This is a genomic window from Streptomyces sp. NBC_01012 (genome assembly GCF_045162755.1).
Lineage (GTDB): Bacteria > Actinomycetota > Actinomycetes > Streptomycetales > Streptomycetaceae > Streptomyces.
This window is the reverse complement of record NZ_CP108688.1, coordinates 5,993,417-6,012,162: the sequence shown is the minus strand read 5'-3', so window position 1 is coordinate 6,012,162 and position 18,746 is coordinate 5,993,417. Positions and strand designations below refer to the sequence as shown.

General features: G+C 72.0%; 14 protein-coding genes. 6 read left to right on the top strand and 8 right to left on the bottom strand.

Annotated features, from left to right (window positions below):
- Window positions 1-11 precede the first annotated feature (11 nt).
- The 3 genes from OG623_RS27030 to OG623_RS27020 all read right to left on the bottom strand — a co-directional run bounded on the left by OG623_RS27030 (window position 12) and on the right by OG623_RS27020 (window position 7,156).
- Complete coding sequence (locus tag OG623_RS27030; RefSeq protein ID WP_406149959.1) at window positions 12-1,472, bottom strand: glutamate synthase subunit beta; 1,461 nt, start codon at window positions 1,470-1,472, stop codon at window positions 12-14.
- Window positions 1,465-6,024, bottom strand: a complete 4,560-nt coding sequence (gene gltB / locus OG623_RS27025) for a glutamate synthase large subunit (RefSeq protein ID WP_406149957.1) — start codon at window positions 6,022-6,024, stop codon at window positions 1,465-1,467. Before gltB ends, OG623_RS27030 begins: the two co-directional genes overlap by 8 nt.
- Before the next feature lie 400 nt (window positions 6,025-6,424).
- Window positions 6,425-7,156, bottom strand: a complete 732-nt coding sequence (locus tag OG623_RS27020) for a VIT1/CCC1 transporter family protein (protein WP_406149955.1) — start codon at window positions 7,154-7,156, stop codon at window positions 6,425-6,427.
- A 215-nt stretch (window positions 7,157-7,371) separates the two neighbouring features.
- Here OG623_RS27020 and OG623_RS27015 point away from each other — a divergent pair, with 215 nt between their 5' ends.
- Genes OG623_RS27015 through OG623_RS26990 form a run of 6 tightly spaced genes read left to right on the top strand, consistent with a single transcriptional unit; the run spans window position 7,372 to window position 14,217 of the window.
- Window positions 7,372-8,493 carry an ADP-ribosylglycohydrolase family protein gene (locus tag OG623_RS27015; RefSeq protein WP_406149953.1) on the top strand — a complete coding sequence of 374 codons (1,122 nt, stop codon included), beginning with the start codon at window positions 7,372-7,374 and terminating at the stop codon, window positions 8,491-8,493.
- Entirely contained in the window at window positions 8,490-9,704 is a 1,215-nt protein-coding gene (locus OG623_RS27010) for an ADP-ribosylglycohydrolase family protein (RefSeq protein WP_406149951.1), read from the top strand. Before OG623_RS27015 ends, OG623_RS27010 begins: the two co-directional genes overlap by 4 nt.
- Window positions 9,640-10,836, top strand: a complete 1,197-nt coding sequence (locus OG623_RS27005) for an ADP-ribosylglycohydrolase family protein (protein WP_406149950.1) — start codon at window positions 9,640-9,642, stop codon at window positions 10,834-10,836. Before OG623_RS27010 ends, OG623_RS27005 begins: the two co-directional genes overlap by 65 nt.
- Window positions 10,833-12,218: an ADP-ribosylglycohydrolase family protein gene (locus OG623_RS27000; RefSeq protein WP_406149948.1), complete on the top strand. Its 1,386-nt coding sequence runs from the start codon at window positions 10,833-10,835 to the stop codon at window positions 12,216-12,218. The genes OG623_RS27005 and OG623_RS27000 overlap by 4 nt, the downstream gene beginning before the upstream one ends.
- A complete protein-coding gene (locus OG623_RS26995; RefSeq protein ID WP_406149947.1) occupies window positions 12,215-13,399 on the top strand; it encodes a CaiB/BaiF CoA transferase family protein in 1,185 nt (394 codons plus the stop codon). The genes OG623_RS27000 and OG623_RS26995 overlap by 4 nt, the downstream gene beginning before the upstream one ends.
- The gene (locus OG623_RS26990; RefSeq protein ID WP_406149945.1) at window positions 13,396-14,217 is read left to right on the top strand and encodes an HpcH/HpaI aldolase/citrate lyase family protein; all 822 of its coding nucleotides are present in this window, start codon (window positions 13,396-13,398) and stop codon (window positions 14,215-14,217) included. Before OG623_RS26995 ends, OG623_RS26990 begins: the two co-directional genes overlap by 4 nt.
- Window positions 14,218-14,298: 81 nt before the next feature.
- On the opposite strand, the gene lgt is transcribed toward OG623_RS26990, so the two are convergent.
- The 5 genes from lgt to trpM form a co-directional block, all read right to left on the bottom strand.
- Window positions 14,299-15,309 (bottom strand): prolipoprotein diacylglyceryl transferase, encoded by a 1,011-nt coding sequence (gene lgt / locus OG623_RS26985; RefSeq protein WP_406149943.1) that lies wholly within the window; start codon window positions 15,307-15,309, stop codon window positions 14,299-14,301.
- A gap of 105 nt (window positions 15,310-15,414) precedes the next feature.
- Window positions 15,415-16,218 carry a DsbA family protein gene (locus tag OG623_RS26980; protein WP_406149942.1) on the bottom strand — a complete coding sequence of 268 codons (804 nt, stop codon included), beginning with the start codon at window positions 16,216-16,218 and terminating at the stop codon, window positions 15,415-15,417.
- Window positions 16,219-16,293: 75 nt separating this feature from the next.
- On the bottom strand, window positions 16,294-17,106 hold the full coding sequence (gene trpA, locus OG623_RS26975; protein ID WP_406149941.1) for a tryptophan synthase subunit alpha: 813 nt from the start codon (window positions 17,104-17,106) through the stop codon (window positions 16,294-16,296).
- A complete protein-coding gene (trpB, locus tag OG623_RS26970) occupies window positions 17,103-18,383 on the bottom strand; it encodes a tryptophan synthase subunit beta (protein ID WP_406149940.1) in 1,281 nt (426 codons plus the stop codon). The genes trpA and trpB overlap by 4 nt, the downstream gene beginning before the upstream one ends.
- A gap of 136 nt (window positions 18,384-18,519) precedes the next feature.
- Entirely contained in the window at window positions 18,520-18,738 is a 219-nt protein-coding gene (trpM, locus tag OG623_RS26965) for a tryptophan biosynthesis modulator TrpM (RefSeq protein WP_406149939.1), read from the bottom strand.
- Window positions 18,739-18,746: the final 8 nt, after the last annotated feature.

Genomic DNA, 18,746 nt, shown 5'->3' with positions numbered 1-18,746 from the left:
GTGTGCCGCGGTCAGACCGTCAGTGAACGGTCCGTCGGGCGGATCGGGGCGTGCAGGGCGCTGGTTCCGGTCAGGTAGCGGTCCACGCCGCGCGCCGCGGAGCGGCCCTCGGCGATGGCCCAGACGATGAGGGACTGGCCGCGGCCCGCGTCTCCGGCGACGTAGACGCCTTCGACGTCGGTGGCATAGTCCTCGTCGCGCGCGATGTTGCCGCGCTCGTCGAGGCCGACGCCGAACTGCTGGACGAGGCCGTTGGCCTGGTCGGTGCCGGTGAAGCCCATGGCCAGGGTGACGAGCTGGGCGGGGATGACGCGCTCGGTGCCGGCCTTCTGCTCCAGCTTGCCGTCCTTGAACTCCACCTCGATGAGGTGGAGGGACTGGACGTTGCCGTCCTCGTCGCCCTCGAAGTGGGTGGTGGAGACGGAGTAGATCCGCTCGCCACCCTCCTCGTGCGCGGAGGTGACCTTGTAGAGCATGGGGAAGGTCGGCCAGGGCTGGTTGGCGTTACGCTCCTCGCCCGGCCGCGGCATGATCTCCAGCTGGGTGACGGAGGCCGCGCCCTGCCGGTGGGCGGTGCCGACGCAGTCGGCGCCGGTGTCGCCGCCGCCGATGACGACGACGTGCTTGCCCTCGGCGGTGATCGGGGAGACCGTCAGGTCGCCCTCCTGCACCTTGTTGGCGAGCGGGAGGTACTCCATCGCGAAGTGCACGCCGTTCAGGTCGCGGCCCGGGACGGGCAGGTCGCGGGAGACGGTGGCACCGGCGGCGATGACGACCGCGTCGTAGCGGCGGCGGAGCTTCGCGGCGTCGATGTCCTTGCCGATCTCCACCTCCGTGCGGAACTTGGTGCCCTCCGCGCGCATCTGCTCGATGCGGCGGTTGATGTGCGACTTCTCCATCTTGAACTCGGGGATGCCGTAGCGCAGGAGTCCCCCGATGCGGTCCGCGCGCTCGAAGACGGCGACGGTGTGGCCGGCACGGGTCAGCTGCTGGGCGGCGGCGAGTCCCGCCGGGCCCGAGCCGACGACGGCGACGGTCTTGCCGGAGAGGCGCTCGGGCGGCTGCGGGGTGACGTCGCCGCTGTCCCAGGCCTTGTCGATGATGGAGACTTCGACGTTCTTGATGGTGACGGCCGGCTGGTTGATGCCGAGGACGCACGCCGACTCGCACGGTGCGGGGCACAGGCGGCCCGTGAACTCCGGGAAGTTGTTCGTGGCGTGCAGGCGCTCGGACGCCGCCGACCAGTCCTCGCGGTAGGCGTAGTCGTTCCACTCGGGGATGAGGTTTCCGAGCGGACAGCCGTTGTGGCAGAACGGGATGCCGCAGTCCATGCAGCGGCCGGCCTGCTTGCTGATGATCGGGAGCAGCGATCCCGGAACGTAGACCTCGTTCCAGTCCTTGACGCGCTCGCCGACGGGGCGGGTCTCGGCGACCTCGCGTCCGGTGGTCAGGAAGCCCTTGGGGTCAGCCATTGGTCGCCGCCTCCATCATCTTCTCGGTGGTCTCCTGCTCGGAGAGACCGGCGAGCTCAGCGGCGTCCTTGGCGGCGAGCACTGCCTTGTAGGTGGACGGGATGATCTTGCTGAAGCGGGGGGCCGCGGTGTCCCAGTCGGCCAGCAGCTTCTCGGCGACCGTGGATCCGGTCTCCTCCTGGTGGCGGCGCACGACATCGTGCAGCCACTGCTCGTCGGTGTCGTCGAGGGTCTCGACGGCGCCGATGTTGCCGGTGTTGACGTTGTCGAGGTCGAGGTCGATGACGTACGCGATACCGCCGGACATGCCTGCGGCGAAGTTGCGTCCGGTGCGGCCGAGGACGACCGCGTGGCCCCCGGTCATGTATTCGCAGCCGTGGTCGCCCACGCCTTCCGAGACGACCGTGGCACCGGAGTTACGGACGCAGAAGCGCTCGCCGGTCCGGCCGCGGAGGAACAGCTCGCCTCCGGTGGCCCCGTAGCCGATGGTGTTGCCGGCGATGGTGGAGTACTCGGCGAGGTGGTCGGCGCCGCGGTCGGGGCGGACGATGACGCGGCCGCCGGAGAGGCCCTTGCCGACGTAGTCGTTGGCGTCGCCCTCCAGGCGCAGCGTCACACCGCGCGGTACGAACGCGCCGAAGGACTGGCCCGCGGACCCGGTGAAGGTGATGTCGATGGTGTCGTCGGGCAGGCCCGCACCGCCGAACTTCTTGGTCACCTCGTGGCCGAGCATGGTGCCGACGGTCCGGTTGATGTTACGGATCGCGACCTGCGCCCGTACGGGCTGGGCGGCCTCGGCGCTGTCGGCGCCCAGGGCGTCGGCGGCGAGCTTGATCAGCTGCTTGTCGAGGGCCTTGGCCAGGCCGTGGTCCTGCTCGCTGGTGCGGTGGCGCGCCGCGCCCTCGGGGAGTTCGGGCACATGGAAGAGGGGTTCGAGGTCGAGTCCCTGGGCCTTCCAGTGGCTGACGGCACGCTCGGTGTCGAGGAGTTCGGCGTGGCCGACGGCCTCCTCGATGGTGCGGAAGCCGAGCTCGGCGAGGATCTCGCGGACCTCCTCGGCGATGAACTCGAAGAAGTTGACGATGTACTCGGCCTTGCCGGAGAACCTGCTCCGCAGGACGGGGTTCTGGGTGGCGATGCCGACCGGGCAGGTGTCGAGGTGACAGACGCGCATCATGACGCAGCCGGAGACGACGAGCGGCGCGGTCGCGAAACCGAACTCCTCGGCGCCCAGCAGGGCGGCGATGACGACGTCGCGGCCGGTCTTGAGCTGGCCGTCGGTCTGGACGACGATGCGGTCGCGCAGGCCGTTGAGCAGCAGGGTCTGCTGGGTCTCGGCGAGGCCGAGTTCCCAGGGGCCGCCCGCGTGCTTGAGGGAGGTGAGCGGTGAGGCGCCCGTACCGCCGTCGTGTCCTGAGATCAGGACGACGTCCGCGTGGGCCTTGGAGACACCCGCCGCGACCGTGCCGACGCCGACCTCGGAGACCAGCTTCACATGGACGCGGGCCGCCGGGTTGGCGTTCTTGAGGTCGTGGATCAGCTGAGCCAGGTCCTCGATGGAGTAGATGTCGTGGTGCGGCGGGGGCGAGATCAGGCCGACGCCCGGGGTGGAGTGCCGGGTTTTGGCGACCCACGGGTAGACCTTGTGGCCGGGCAGCTGGCCGCCCTCGCCGGGCTTGGCGCCCTGCGCCATCTTGATCTGGATGTCGTCCGCGTTGACGAGGTACTCGCTGGTGACACCGAAACGGCCGGAGGCGACCTGCTTGATGGAGGAGCGTCGTGCCGGGTCGTAGAGACGCTCGGAGTCCTCGCCGCCCTCGCCGGTGTTGGACTTGCCGCCCAGCTGGTTCATGGCGACGGCGAGTGTCTCGTGCGCCTCCTGGGAGATGGAGCCGTACGACATGGCGCCGGTGGAGAAGCGCTTGACGATCTCGGAGGCGGACTCGACCTCGTCGATGGAGATCGGCTCGCGGCCGTTCCTGAAGTTGAAGAGTCCGCGGAGCGTCATGAGGCGCTCGGACTGCTCGTTGACCCGGCCGGTGTACTTCTTGAAGATGTCGTACCGGCGGTTGCGGGTGGCGTGCTGGAGGCGGAAGACCGTGTCCGGGTCGAACAGGTGCGGTTCGCCCTCGCGGCGCCACTGGTACTCGCCGCCGATCTCCAGGGCGCGGTGCGACGCGGCGATGCCGGAGGCGGGGTACGCCTTGGTGTGCCGGGCCGCGACCTCCTTGGCGACGACGTCGAGTCCGGCGCCGCCGATCTTGGTGGCGGTGCCGTTGAAGTACTGGGCGACGAAGGCCTCGTCGAGGCCGACGGCCTCGAAGACCTGGGCGCCGCGGTAGGAGGCGACGGTCGAGATGCCCATCTTGGACATGACCTTCAGGACGCCCTTGCCGAGGGCGTAGATCAGGTTGCGGATGGCCAGCTCGGGTTCGATGCCCTCGATGAACGTGCCGGCGCGGACGAGGTCCTCGACGGACTCCATCGCGAGGTACGGGTTGACGGCGGCGGCGCCGTAGCCGATGAGCAGCGCGACGTGGTGGACCTCGCGGACGTCGCCGGCCTCGACCAGCAGGCCCACCTGGGTGCGCTGCTTGGTGCGGATGAGGTGGTGGTGGACGGCCGAGGTGAGCAGCAGCGAGGGGATCGGCGCGTGCTCGGCGTCGGAGTGCCGGTCGGACAGGACGATGAGGCGGGCGCCGTCCTCGATGGCGGCGTCGACCTCGGCGGTGATCTGTTCGATCCGGTCGGAGAGCGAATCGCCGCCGCCGCTGACGCGGTAGAGGCCGGACAGGGTCGCGGCCTTCATGCCCGGCATGTCGCCGTCGGCGTTGATGTGTATGAGCTTGGCCAGCTCGTCGTTGTCGATCACCGGGAAGGGCAGCGCGACACTGCGGCACGCGGCGGCGGTCGGCTCCAGGATGTTGCCGGCGGGGCCGAGGGTGGAGCGCAGCGAGGTGACGAGCTCCTCGCGGATGGCGTCCAGCGGCGGGTTGGTGACCTGGGCGAACAGCTGGGTGAAGTAGTCGAAGAGCAGCCGGGGGCGCTCGGAGAGCGCGGCGATCGGCGAGTCGGTGCCCATGGAGCCGAGGGGTTCACCCGCGGTGCGGGCCATCGGGGCGAGGAGGACGCGGAGCTCTTCCTCGGTGTAGCCGAAGGTCTGCTGGCGGCGGGTGACCGAGGCGTGGGTGTGGACGATGTGCTCGCGCTCGGGGAGGTCCTCGAGCGCGATCTCGCCGGTTTCCAGCCACTCCTGGTACGGGTTCTCGGCGGCCAGGGACGCCTTGATCTCGTCGTCCTCGATGATGCGGTGCTCGGCGGTGTCGACGAGGAACATCCGGCCGGGCTGGAGGCGGCCCTTGCGGACGACCTTCGCGGGGTCGATGTCCAGGACGCCGACCTCGGAGGAGAGGACGACGAGGCCGTCGTCGGTGACCCAGTAGCGGCCGGGGCGCAGACCGTTGCGGTCGAGGACCGCGCCGACCTGGGTGCCGTCGGTGAAGGTGACACAGGCCGGGCCGTCCCAGGGCTCCATCATCGTGGAGTGGTACTGGTAGAAGGCGCGGCGGGCCGGGTCCATGGAGGCGTGGTTCTCCCACGCCTCGGGGACCATCATCAGCACCGAGTGCGGCAGCGAGCGGCCGCCGAGGTGGAGCAGTTCGAGGACCTCGTCGAAGGAGGCGGAGTCGGAGGCGTCCGGGGTGCAGACGGGGAAGATCCGGTCGAGCTGGGCTTCCCCGAAGAGGCTGGACGCGAGCTGGGACTCGCGGGCCTTCATCCAGTTGCGGTTGCCCTTGACCGTGTTGATCTCGCCGTTGTGCGCGACGAAGCGGTACGGGTGGGCGAGCGGCCAGCTCGGGAAGGTGTTGGTGGAGAAGCGCGAGTGGACCAGGGCGACCGCGGTGGCGAAGCGGCGGTCGGAGAGGTCGGGGAAGAACGGCTCGAGCTGCCCGGTGGTCAGCATCCCCTTGTAGACGATCGTGCGTGCGGAGAGCGAGGGGAAGTACACCCCGGCCTCACGCTCGGCACGCTTGCGCAGGACGAATGCCTTGCGGTCCAGGGCGATACCGGTGTTCTCGCCGTCGGCGACGACCAGCTGGCGGAATTCGGGCATCGTGGCGCGGGCGCCCTTGCCCAGGAGGTCCGGTGTGACCGGGACCTGGCGCCAGCCGAGGACGTCGAGGCCCTCCTCGGCGGCGATCTTCTCGATCCGCCGGACGGCCCCGGTGGAGTCGTCCGCGGGCAGGAAGGCGATACCGACGGCGTAGGAGCCGGCCTCGGGGAGTTCGAATCCGGCCTCTTCGCGGAGGAAGGCGTCCGGGATCTGGAGGAGAATGCCGGCGCCGTCACCCGAGTCGGGCTCGGATCCTGTGGCGCCGCGGTGTTCGAGATTGCGCAGTACGGTCAGCGCCTGCTCGACCAGCTCATGGCTGGCCACACCGGTCAGAGTGGCCACGAACCCGACGCCACAGGCGTCGTGCTCGTTACGGGGGTCGTACATCCCCTGCTGGACAGGGCGACCGTCCATGGGCGACCAGGCGTCGGAACGCATCGGCTCTCCCGTCGTCGTCGTGGCATGTGCTGTGCCGAGGGACGACGTTGGCCCTCTGCGAAAATTTTTTGCAGGTTACATGATGGAGCGCTTCTCAAAAAGCGGATAGCCCGTTCCAACATGCGGACACCACGGAGTGTGGCGCGGGTGGGTCCTGATCCGACGGATCCTCGTGGATCACTGACCGGGGAGACTGCAGAGAGCGGGCGTCGTTGCCCGCGAGTGTCTACGGCTCTTGCCCCGTGGTCATGGAATCGAAACCGCCGGGTAACGGCTACTTATGTGTAGCACTGCATAGCGTCTCATTTTAAGGCGGGCGCACCCCGTAGGCCCAGTGACGTGCGTCAAGACGTACGTCACACGCCACCGACACCGCCGGGGCCCCGCCCCGTCCCGGGCGTCAGCCGACGGCCACACCGAACAGCGCGCCGAGCCCGTAGGTGATGGCGGCCGCGGCCCCGCCGAGCACCAGCTGACGCAGCCCGCTGAACCACCAGGTACGTGCCGTCACCCTGGCCACCACCGCGCCGCAGCCGAACAGTCCGGCCAGGGCGAGCAGCACAGCCGGCCACATCCGGCCGGCGCCGAGCAGATAGGGCAGTACGGGCAGCAGGGCGCCCAGCGCGAAGGCCCCGAAGGAGGACAGGGCTGCGACGAGCGGCGACGGCAGGTCGCCCGGGTCGATGCCCAGCTCCTCGCGCGCGTGTATTTCGAGGGCCTGCTCCGGGTCCCTGGACAGCTGCCGTGCCACCTCACGGGCGAGCGCGGGCTCCACCCCCCGGGACTCGTAGAGCGCGGCCAGCTCCCGCATCTCGTCCTTGGGGTGTTTGCGCAGCTCACGCCGCTCGACGGCGAGCTCGGCCTCGACGAGTTCGCGCTGCGACGCGACGGAGGTGTACTCCCCCGCGGCCATCGAGAACGCCCCTGCGGCGAGCCCCGCCAGGCCGGTGATGACGATGGTCTGCTGGGAGACGGCTCCTCCGGCGACGCCCGTCATCAGGGCGAGGTTGGAGACGAGACCGTCCATGGCGCCGAACACCGCGGGCCGCAGCCAGCCACCGTTGACGTCACGGTGGGTGTGGTTGTCCCGGTGCGCCTCGTGCAGTACGGCGTCGGTCTCGATGATGGACACAGCTCTCCCCTTCCGGGAGCGGGCTCCATGTCCCCCGCTCCGCACCGTCGAAAGTACGCACGAAAAAGGCCTCTCGCCAGCAAGGAAGGCCGAACTTACCCACCTCGGGAGCATCACCCGGGCGGACGATTTGTACGAAAATACGCCTCGCTTCCGTGCGATCGGGGAAACCTCGCATATCCGGTTGTTCCGGGTGGGAGTGAAGGGTCGGCACGATGGAGCTCATGACGGAGGGTGCGGCGGTCGGCACGGGGGACCGGGCGCGGGGGGCGTTGCTGGGGCTCGCGGTGGGGGACGCGCTCGGGGCGCCCGCGGAGAACATGCGCCCGTCCGAGATCCGCCGCCGCTGGGGCCGTATCGAGGGGTTCGTCAGTGACGATCCGGCGGGGACCGACGACACGGAGTACGCGATCTTCTCCGGGCTGCTGCTGGCCAGGCACGGTTCCGCGCTCACCGTCTCGCATGTCGAACGGGCCTGGCACCACTGGATCGCCGATCTGGACGAGGGCCCCTTCCGGGGCGCCGGATTCAGCGAGCGGGGCACGCTGGAGAATCTGCGGCGCGGTCTGGCCGCCCCGATCTCCGCCCAGCACCGGCACGCCTGGAGCGACGGTCTCGCGATGCGGGCGGCGCCGTTCGGGGTGTTCGCGGCGGGCCGCCCCGCCGAGGCCGCCCGTCTGGTGGCGGTGGACGGGCGGGTCAGCCACGACGGGGAGGGCATCTACGGCGGCCAGGCGGTCGCGGCGGGGGTGGCGGCCGCGATGGTGGGCGCGGGACTCGCCTCCGTGATCGCCGCCGCGCTCTCGGCCGTCCCGATGGACTCCTGGACGGCGCGCTCGCTGCGCCGCGCGGTCACGGCGGCGCAGCGCTCCTACCCCGACCGGCTTACCGGGGAACGCGCGGTGCGCTCGGCGGTGGTGATCGGCGGCTACCCGTGGACGGATCTGGCTCCGGAGGCGGTGGGCCTGGCCTTCGGCGCCCTCACGGCGGCGCGCGGTGATTTCCGTACGGCGGTGCTCACGGCCGTGAACATGGGCAGGGACGCCGACACCACGGCCGCCGTGGCGGGGGCGCTGGCCGGCGCCCTGCACGGGGTGGCCGCGATCCCCGGGGACTGGGCGGCGGCGATCGGACCGGTGCGGGGCAGCTGCCTGCCGTCGATGCGGGGCCACCATGTCCTGGACATCGCGGATCTGCTGACCCCGGACGACATGGAACGGCCGGTGGCGGCGCGGTCCGCCGCGGGCCGGGAGCCCGCACCCTTCCCCGCCTGGCACACACCCGTACGCACCGCCCCGGGCGCGCCCGCGTCCGGTGTCCGGCAGGACGCCCGATGACCGGCGCGCCGGACCGGCGGGCCAGGATCGAGGGTCTGTTGCTCGGGCTGGCGGCGGGCGACGCCGCCGGGTGGCCTGCCGCACGGCACCGGGCGGCGCGGATGCCGGAGTGGACGCGGCGGCTCACCCGGGAGCTGGACACCTTCGCCGAACAGAACGCGACGACGACGCTCCCCGTGCCCATCGCCCTGAACCAGCCGCCCGAACCGCTGCGGCTCGGTCCTTCCGACGACGCCGAGTGGGCCGCGTTCGCCGCCAGGACCGTGCTGGCCGCCGCGGCCGACCACGCACCCGGCCTCTCCCCCGGCCACCGGATGCGGGACGCGATCGACCGGTCGTGGAACGCGCTGGCGGCGAAGGTGGCCGCGGCGAGCGCCAGGGCGCCCGAGGTCGAGTCGGCCGTCCTGCCGCTGCGGGCCCGGATCTCCGTACGGGCCGGGCTCGGCAATCTGGCCGCCGGGCTGCGCCCGCCCGCCACCGGGCACGACAATCCGCACTACTTCGACGACGCGGCCTGTGTGCGGGCCGCCGTGCTCGCCGTCGTGCACCCGGGCGACCCGGCCGCGGCGGCCGGGCTCGCCGAGTTCGACGCCCGGTACACCCAGGACGGTGACGGGGTGCACGGCGCGCGTGCCGTCGCGGCCGCGATCGCCGAGGCCCTGGCCGGGGCGGACGTCGACACGGTGGTGAACGCGGCGCTCGGGCGGCTCCCCGAGGGCACCGAGATCGCGCGTAACGCGGTCCACGCGGTGCGGCTGGCCCGGGAGTTCGCGGACGAGGCGGCGGGCGCCTTCGCGCTCGTCCCCGTGCTGGAGCACCAGATCGTGGACCATGTCTACAGCTACGGGATCGCCGCGGCCGAGACCGTGCCGGTCGCCCTCGCCCTGACGACCGCGGCCAGGGGCGAGCTCGCCCAGGCCGTTCCGGCCGCGGCCTGTCTGTCCCGGGTCGCGGATTCGGCGCCCGCGCTGGCCGGGGCACTGACCGGGGCGCTGGGCGGAACGGCGGGCGTGCCCGAGGGCTGGCGGGAGGCCTGCCGGACGCTCGCCGGGTGCGCGCTGCCCCTGCTCGCCGGTACGGACCTCATCGAACTCGCCGGGCTGCTGGCAGCCACGGAACCGGCCACCCCGGGTGGACAATCCGGTCATGGCACACAAAACACCCGAGTCGCTCACGGCCGGCACGTCCACCACGACGCTCACCCTGGATGAACGCATCAGCGGAGCCCTCGTCGGCGCGGCCGTCGGCGACGCGCTCGGCGGTCCCGTCGAGGGCTGGACACCCGAGCAGATCGCCGAGCGACACGGCGGCCGGGTGACCGGCGTCGTCGGACCCTGGTACGGCGACGACTGGCGCACCGCACGCCCCATCGCCCCGTACCACAAGGGCGACGGGCACATCACCGACGACACCCTGATGACCCACGCGCTGATCCGGGTGTACGAGAGGGTGCGCGGCCATCTCGACGCCTACGCCGTCGCCGACCATCTGGTGCCCGACCTGATGTCCAGGCCCCGCTGGATCCCGGAGCTGGAGGCCGAGGCGCTCCCCCTGCAACGGATCTTCCTCGCCGAGAAGTGGATCGTCACACGGCTGCACTACGGGCACGCCGACCCCCGCGAGGCAGGTTCGGGCAACATCGTCAACTGCGGGGCGGCGATGTACATGGCCCCGGTCGGCCTGGTCAACGCCGCCCACCCGGAAGCCGCGTACGCGGAGGCCCTGGACGTCGCGGGCGCCCACCAGTCCTCCTACGGGCGGGAGGCGGCCGGGGTCCTGGCCGCCTCGGTCGCCGCCGCGTGCGCACCGGGCGCGACCCCCGCATCCGTCGTCGAGGCCGCGCTCGCCCTGGCCAAGGACGGCACCCGCTCGGCGATCGAGGCGGTGTGCGAAGTGGCGTCCGGCTACACGGACTTCGAGTCGGCGCTGGTGCCGCTGCGCGCCGCGGTCGCCCCCTTCGACACGGTGGGCCCGCACTACCGTGACCCCTCGCTCGGCGCCCGGCGGCCCTCGCGACTGCACTCCATCGAGGAACTGCCCGTCGCGCTCGGCATGCTGCTCGTGGGCGGCGGCGACTTCCGGCACACGGTGCTCGGCTCGGTCAACTACGGCCGTGACTGCGACTCGATCGCCACGATGAGCGGAGCGCTGGCCGGCGCCCTCCACGGCGAACAGGCGATCCCCGAGGCCTGGGTGAAGACGGTCGCCGAGGCCAGCCGCCTCGATCTGCACGCCCCGGCGCGGGCACTCGCCGAGGTGGCCCGCGAGGTCTTCGTGCAGGACACGGCACGACGCCGGGCGCACGAGGCGGCGTTCGCCGCACTGGCGGGCGACGGAAGGTGACCGTACGCCTGACATGGGTCCAGACCGAGGACCTGGTGGGCCATGAGCTGCGGCAGGCCGAGCAGGACGGCCGGGACGCCACGGACATCGCCCGGCGCTGGTACGCGGCCGGCGGCGCCCCCGCCCCCGCGCGGGCGGGAGCGTCGGAGCCCTCGGATCCCGCGCAGCCCTCGGCCTCGCGCCGGCTGCGCGCGCTCGCCGGGCAGCTGCTGGACGAACTCGCCCTGCTGAAGAGCCCGCTGGCCGATGACGAGCCGAGCGACCTGCCCGGGATCAGGGCCGCCTGCCCGCGCTGGCCCGCCCCGCCCGGCCGCCAGGTGTCCATCGGGCCCGAGCGGCTGCACGCGGCGTGGCTGGGGCGGGCCGCGGGATGCCTGCTGGGCAAACCGGTCGAGAAACTGCCGCTGGCCGGCATCCGAGCCCTGGCCCGCGCCACCGGCAACTGGCCGCTCACCACCTGGTTCACCGCCCGGGGCGTCCCCGCCGAGCTGGCCGCCGCGTACCCCTGGAACCGTCGCTCCGCCCCCACCTCGCTGGCCGAGAACATCGACGGGATGCCGGAGGACGACGACCTCGACCACCCGCTGCTGACCGTGCTTCTGCTCCAGCGGCACGGCAAGGGGTTCAGCACCTGCGACCTGGCCGGGCTCTGGCTCGACGAGCTCCCCGCGGGCCGCGTCTTCACCGCCGAGCGCATCGCGTACCGCAATCTGCTCGACGGCATCGAGCCGCCGGACACCGCACACCACCGCAACCCGTTCCGGGAGTGGATCGGCGCCCAGATCCGGGCCGACGTCCACGGCTGGACGCACCCCGGCGACCCCGGCGCCGCCGCGGAACAGGCCCATCGGGACGCGGCCCTCACCCACACGGCCAACGGGGTGTACGGCGCGATGTTCACCGCCGCCGCCCTCGCCCTGGCGGCCGGCGGCGAGAGCGATGTGCACGGCTGTCTCGCTGCCGGTCTCCGGGTGGTGCCGCCCCGCTCCCGGTACGCGCAGGCGGTACGCCTGGGCATCCGGACGGCCCGCGCGGAAGCGGACTTCGACACGGTCGTGGACCGGCTCCACGAGGTCTACGGGGCCGGCCACCACTGGGTGCACGTCCTGCCCAACGCGGCGCTGCTCGCCGCCGCCCTCACCCACGCGGACGGCGACTTCGGCCGCTCCATCGGCTGCGCGGTGTCCGGCGGCTGGGACACCGACTCGAACGGCGCGACGGCCGGCTCGCTCGCCGGGCTGCTGGCCGGACGGCCCGCGGCGCTGCCCGACCGGTGGACCGCCCCGCTCAAGAACCGTCTCGCCACGTCCGTGGCCGGTATCGGCTCCATCGGCTTCGACACCCTCGCGGAACTGACCCACCAGGAGGTACGCCGCTCATGACTCCTCTCGCCGGCCTGCGGGTCCTGGACCTCGCGACCCTGTTCGCCGGGCCGCTCGCCGCCACCATGCTCGGCGACTTCGGCGCCGAGGTCATCAAGGTCGAACACCCGCGCAAGCCCGACCCCTCGCGCGGGCACGGCCCCGCGAAGGACGGTATCGGCCTGTGGTGGAAGATGCTCGGCCGCAACAAGCGCACCCTGGCCCTCGATCTGTCCGCCCCCGGCGGCCGGGACGTGCTGCTGCGGCTGGCCGAGGAGACCGATGTGATCATCGAGAACTTCCGGCCCGGGACCCTGGAGCGCTGGGGTCTCGGCTGGGACGAGCTGCGCGCCGTCAACCCCCGGCTGGTGCTGGCCAGGGTCACGGGCTTCGGGCAGAACGGCCCGTACGCACACCGGCCCGGGTTCGGGACGCTCGCGGAGGCGATGAGCGGCTTCGCCGCCGTCACCGGGGAGCCGGACGGGCCGCCGACCCTGCCGCCGTTCGGGCTCGCCGACTCGATCGCCGCGCTCGCCACGGCGTACGCGGTGATGACGGCCCTGGCCGGCCGTGACCGCACCGGGGGCGGGCAGGTGGTCGACCTGGCGATCATCGAGCCGATCCTGACCGTGCTGGGACCGCAGCCGCTCTGGTACGACCAGCTCGGATACGTCCAGCCGCGGACCGGGAACCGCTCCCGCAACAACGCCCCGCGCAACACCTACCGCACCGCCGACGGCCACTGGGTGGCCGTCTCCACCTCCGCGCAGTCGGTCGCGGAACGCGTGATGCGCCTGGTGGGGCGCCCCGAGCTGATCGAGGAGCCGTGGTTCCGGGCAGGGACCACCCGCGCCGAGCACGCCGACGAACTCGACGAGGCGGTGGGCCACTGGATCGCCAGGCGCACCAGGCAGGAGGCGGTGGACGCCTTCGAGAAGGCCGAGGCGGCCATCGCGCCGGTCCATGACGTACGGGATGTGATGGAGAACCCGCAGTACCGGGCACTCGGCACGATCACCGAGGTCGACGACCCCGAGCTGGGACCGCTGCGGATGCAGAACGTGCTGTTCCGGCTCTCCGGGACCCCGGGGGCGATCCGCTGGGCGGGCCGCCCGCACGGAGCGGACACGGACGAGATCCTGGCCGAGCTCGGTCTCTCCGCGCCCGCGGTCGCGGCCCTGCGGGAGGAGGGGGCGCTGTGAGCGGACCGGCGGTGGCGCTGACCTGGCTGTACGTGCCCGGGGACCGGCCCGAGGTGGTCCGCAAGGCGCTCGGCGCCGGCGCGGACGTGGTGATCATCGACCTGGAGGACGCGGTCGCCCAGGACCGCAAGGAGTACGCGCGCTCGGCGACGGCCGAGCTGCTCTCGGACCCGGTCACCACGGACCCGATGGCGGTGCCGGTCCATGTCCGGGTCCACGGCGAGGACGACGTGCGGGCACTGGCGGGGCTGCCCGGGCTGTCCGGGATGCGGCTCCCCAAGATCACTCATGCGGCGTCGGTGCACCATGTCGAGGCGCTGGCACCGGGCACGGCGCTGTATCCGCTGCTGGAGTCGGCACTGGCGATCGAGCACGCGTACTCGATCGCCGGGGCGCATCACGCCGTACGGGGCATCGCGCTGGGCGAGGCGGATCTGCGGGCGGATCTGGGGGTGCGGGGCGACGCCGGTCTCGACTGGCCGCGCAGCCGTGTGGTGACCGCGGCCCGTGCTGCCGGGCTCGATCCCCCGGTGATGTCGGTCTACCCCGATGTCCGGGACCTGGCCGGGCTCGGGGCGTCCTGTGCGCACGGCCGGGATCTCGGTCTGCTCGGCCGGACGGCGATCCACCCACGGCAGCTGCCGGTCATCGAGCGGGCTTTCCTGCCGACGGCGCGGGAGGTCGAGTCGGCGGAGCAGGTCCTGGAGGCATCCCGGTCCGAGGCGGGGGCGCAGGCCCTGCCGGACGGGAGGTTCGTCGACGCGGCGGTGGTGGCGACCGCGGCACGCACCCTGGCGCTGGCACGCTCGCGGCGCTGAGGCCCCGCACAGGCCGAAGGGGCCGCCGGACCGTGGTCGTGGTCCGGCGGCCCCTTCGCTCAGCAGGTGCGGGGCAGGGCTTCAGCTCCTGTCGGCCTTCTGCGGACTCCCGTCGGCCTCGTCCGCCTCGGCTGCATCGGACGACCCGGTGGTGCCGGGGTCCTCGGCCGCATCGGAGGGCCCGGCGGCTTCGGAATCCCCGGCAGGGGCGTCCGCGGCCTTCCCGTCGGCGTCCGTGCCGGCCTCCGGGGCCTTCTCGCCGTCCTTGGTCAGCTCCACCGCGGCGGGTTCGACGATCTCCTCGCGGCCGGGGCGCACCATCGACGAGATCACGATGTACGTCACGGCGAGCACGAACACGATGATCGCGGTCCACACGTTGAGCCGGAGGCCGAGCACGTGGTGCGCCTCGTCGACACGCATGTACTCGATCCAGCCGCGGCCCGCGCAGTACGCGGCGACGTACAGCGCGAAGGCCCTGCCGTGTCCGAGCTTGAAGCGGCGGTCCGCCCAGATGACCAGGAGTGCGACACCGACGCACCACAGGGACTCGTACAGGAACGTCGGGTGGTAGGTGCCCGCGACCCTGTTCGTGCCCTCGCTGATCTTCAGCGCCCAGGGCAGGTCCGTCGGCTTGCCGTAGAGCTCCTGGTTGAACCAGTTGCCCCAGCGGCCGATCGCCTGGGCGAAGGCGAGACCGGGGGCGAGCGCGTCGGCCCAGGCCGGGAGCGGGATCCCCCGGCGGCGGCAGCCGATCCAGGCTCCGACCGCGCCGAGCGCCACCGCGCCCCAGATGCCGAGGCCGCCCTCCCAGATCTTGAAGGCGTCCACCCAGTCCTGACCGTCGCTGAAGTACAGCTGGTAGTCGGTGATGACGTGGTAGAGCCTGCCGCCGACCAGGCCGAAGGGCACGGCCCAGACGGCGATGTCGGCGACGGTGCCGGCTTTGCCGCCTCTGGCGATCCAGCGCTTGTTGCCGAACCAGACGGCGACGAAGACACCGATGATGATGCAGAACGCGTAGCCGCGGAGCGGGATCGGGCCGAGCTCGATCACGCCGGTCGACGGGCTGGGAATATAGGCAAGGTTCATGACGGGGTCGACGCTACCCTGCCGGACGGGACGTACGGCAAGCCGTCCGGCAACTTCTGGGTAACGGGCCCCGGCGGAGCTCCCACCGGGGCCCGGCCCCGGACGCTAGGGACTGCCCGGCTTCTTGCCCTTGTTCGCGTCCGCGACCCACTTCTTGAGGTTGGCCACGGAGATCTGCTCGTCCCCCTTCTTCGGGAACACCGAATCGCCGTTGAGCAGCGCCGTCGGCGTGCCTTCGAACCCGCCCTCGGTGAAGGCCTTGTTCGACTTCTCGACCCAGCTGTCGTGGGTGCCGTCCTCCACACAGCTGCGGAATTCGGGCGTGTCCAGGCCGTCCACCTTGCCGGCCAGCTCGATCAGCTTGCTGTTCTTGCCGAAGGCGTCGTCGGTCTCCGCGGGCTGGTTGCGGTAGAGGACGTCGTGGTACGCGGGGAACTTGCCGGCGTCCTGCGCGCAGGCGGCGGCGTTGGCCGCGCGCAGCGAGCCGCTGCCTCCGACATTGCCGTCGATGATCGTGGCCAGGTGGTACTCGACCTTGAGCTGGCCGCTGTCGGTGAGCTCCGTGATCGTGTCGCGGAAGGCGTTCTCGAACTGGGCGCAGACCGGGCAGCGGAAGTCCTCCCAGATCGTGAGCGTGGACGGCGCGTCGTCGGCCCCGACCCGGAGGGCGAGCCCGTCCTTCCCCATCGCCCCGGACGGCGTGACGGCGGGGCCCGCCGTGCTGTCCTTGTCGTTCTTGCCGGCGTTGGCCGCGATGACGCCGATCACGGCCGCCAGCGCCAGCACCCCCACGACGGCGGTCGAAACGATCAGTGTGCGCCGGCGGCGGTCCCGCGCCCGGTCCTGCTCACGCTGCTGGACGAGCCGGTCACGTGCGGCTCTGCTGCTGTTCTGGTTCTTCTCGCTCACACCGCGCAAACGAACCGGGGAGGCACGTCAGCGCCTCCCCGGTCCCAGGTCCACCCGTACGGATGACTCCCGCTGTCAGCGCTTTCGAACGCCTTCGGCCAGTTCCGCCGCGAGCGCGCGGACGGCGGCGAGACCGGCGGCCTCGTCGGGGGCGTCCAGCATCCGCTTGACGAAGGCCGAGCCGACGATCACCCCGTCGGCGAAGCCGGCGACCTGCCGGGCGTGCTCGGCGGTGGATACGCCGATGCCCACGCAGACCGGCAGGTCCGTGGTGGCCCGGGTGCGGCGCACCAGGTCCTGGGCCTGCTCGCCGACCGATTCGCGGGTGCCGGTGACCCCCATGAGCGAGGAGGCGTACACGAATCCGGAGCCGGCCGCCGTGATGGTGGCCAGCCGCTCGTCCTTGCTGCTCGGGGCGACGACGAAGACGGTGGCGAGACCGTGCTTCTCGGCGTGCTCCCTCCACGGTCCGGACTCCTGGACCGGCAGGTCGGGCAGGATGCACCCGGCGCCGCCGGCCTCGGCGAGTTCGGCGGTGAAGCGTTCCACGCCGTACCGGTCGATCGGGTTCCAGTACGTCATGACGAGGATCGGCGCGCCCGTCGCCTCGTGCGTCTCGCGGACGGTGCGCATGATGTCGGCGATCTTCACCCCGCCGCGCAGCGCGATGTCGTCGGCGGTCTGGATGACCGGCCCGTCGAGCACCGGGTCGCTGTGCGGGAGACCGACCTCGATGACGTCGGCGCCGCCCGCGACGGCCGCCTTGACGGCCTCGATGCCGCCGTCGACGGTCGGGAAGCCGCCGGGCAGATAGGCGATGAGCGCCGCCCGGTCCTCGGAGGCCGCCCTGGCCAGCGTCGCTTCGAGAAGCTCTCGGTTGCCGCTCACTTGGTGACCTCTTCCTCTCCGTCGGCCACATCGGCCTCGACGACGGCGTCGGCGCCGTCGTACAGACCGAAGTAACGCGCCGCCGTGTCCATGTCCTTGTCGCCGCGGCCGGACAGGTTGATCAGGATCAGCCCGTCCTCGCCGAGTTCCCGCCCGACCTCCAGGGCCCCGGCCAGCGCGTGTGCGCTCTCGATGGCCGGGATGATCCCCTCGGTGCGGGAGAGCAGACGCAGCGCCTGCATGGCGGCGTCGTCGGTGACGGCGCGGTACTCGCCACGGCCGACGTCCTTGAGGTAGGCGTGCTCCGGGCCGATGCCCGGGTAGTCGAGGCCCGCCGAGATCGAGTAGGGCTCGGTGATCTGGCCCTCCTCGTCCTGGAGGACGTAACTGCGTGAGCCGTGCAGGATTCCGGGCTCGCCCGCGGTCAGGGTGGCCGCGTGCTCGCCGGTCTCCACTCCGTGTCCTGCGGGTTCGCAGCCGATCAGCCTGACGTCCGCGTCGGGGATGAAGGCGTGGAAGAGGCCGATGGCGTTGGAACCGCCGCCGACGCAGGCCACCGCGGCGTCCGGCAGCCGGCCGGCCCGCTCCAGGATCTGGCGGCGGGCCTCGACGCCGATCACCCGGTGGAAGTCGCGGACCATCGCGGGGAAGGGGTGCGGGCCCGCGACGGTGCCGAACAGGTAGTGGGTGCGGTCCACGTTGGCGACCCAGTCGCGGAACGCCTCGTTGATGGCGTCCTTGAGGGTCCTCGATCCGGACTTCACGGCGATGACCTCGGCGCCGAGCATCCGCATCCGCGCCACGTTCAGCGCCTGCCGCTCGGTGTCGATCTCGCCCATGTAGATGGTGCATTCGAGGCCGAAGAGGGCGCAGGCGGTCGCGGTGGCGACGCCGTGCTGGCCGGCTCCGGTCTCGGCGATGATGCGGGTCTTGCCCATCCGCCTGGTGAGCAGGGCCTGGCCGAGCACGTTGTTGATCTTGTGCGAGCCGGTGTGGTTGAGGTCCTCACGCTTGAGGAAGACGCGGGCTCCCCCGGCGTGCTCGGCGAAGCGGGCGACCTCGGTCAGGGCGCTGGGGCGGCCCGTGTAGTCGACCATGAGCGCGTTGAGCTCGGCGGCGAAGGCCGGGTCGGCCTTGGCCTTGTCGTATTCGACGGCCACCTCGTCGACGGCGGCGACCAGGGCCTCCGGGATGAACTTGCCACCGAACGCGCCGAAATAGCCCTCGGCGCTGGGGATCAGACCCTCGGGGTCCGGGATGAAGAAGTCGGACGACATGCGACGTGCTCCTCGAATCGCAACGGGTGGTGTCACCGTATGCGCCATGAGCGGAGCGTCACACCGACCGGTCGACGGTCGGTGCGTTGGGGCGTGCGGGACCCGCTGTACGGCGGGGACCTGCGGCCGGGGCTCGCTACGGCGCGGACCCCGTGCGCCATCGCATGCCGTTGACCTGACCTGGCTCGTCGCCGATCACGTACCGCACACGCCGGCCGTGCACACGCCGTGCGGGGGCACGGCAGCCGCGGGGCCTGCAACCGCGCGCCAGCGGCGCGTGCGGGTCCCGGGCGCTCGCGGCGGCGGGGCGCAGGCCCGGCCGGACGAGGGGTGTGGGACGGCGGTCGGCGGTCATGGGCGTGG

Coding starts and splice junctions, on each gene's coding strand:
- OG623_RS27030 (WP_406149959.1), bottom strand. CDS start 1,472: ATGGCTGACCCCAAGGGCTTCCTGACCACCGGACGCGAGGTCGCCGAG.
- gltB (WP_406149957.1), bottom strand. CDS start 6,024: ATGCGTTCCGACGCCTGGTCGCCCATGGACGGTCGCCCTGTCCAGCAG.
- OG623_RS27015 (WP_406149953.1), top strand. CDS start 7,372: ATGGAGCTCATGACGGAGGGTGCGGCGGTCGGCACGGGGGACCGGGCG.
- OG623_RS27010 (WP_406149951.1), top strand. CDS start 8,490: ATGACCGGCGCGCCGGACCGGCGGGCCAGGATCGAGGGTCTGTTGCTC.
- OG623_RS27005 (WP_406149950.1), top strand. CDS start 9,640: ATGGCACACAAAACACCCGAGTCGCTCACGGCCGGCACGTCCACCACG.
- OG623_RS26995 (WP_406149947.1), top strand. CDS start 12,215: ATGACTCCTCTCGCCGGCCTGCGGGTCCTGGACCTCGCGACCCTGTTC.
- lgt (WP_406149943.1), bottom strand. CDS start 15,309: ATGAACCTTGCCTATATTCCCAGCCCGTCGACCGGCGTGATCGAGCTC.
- trpB (WP_406149940.1), bottom strand. CDS start 18,383: ATGTCGTCCGACTTCTTCATCCCGGACCCCGAGGGTCTGATCCCCAGC.
- trpM (WP_406149939.1), bottom strand. CDS start 18,738: ATGACCGCCGACCGCCGTCCCACACCCCTCGTCCGGCCGGGCCTGCGC.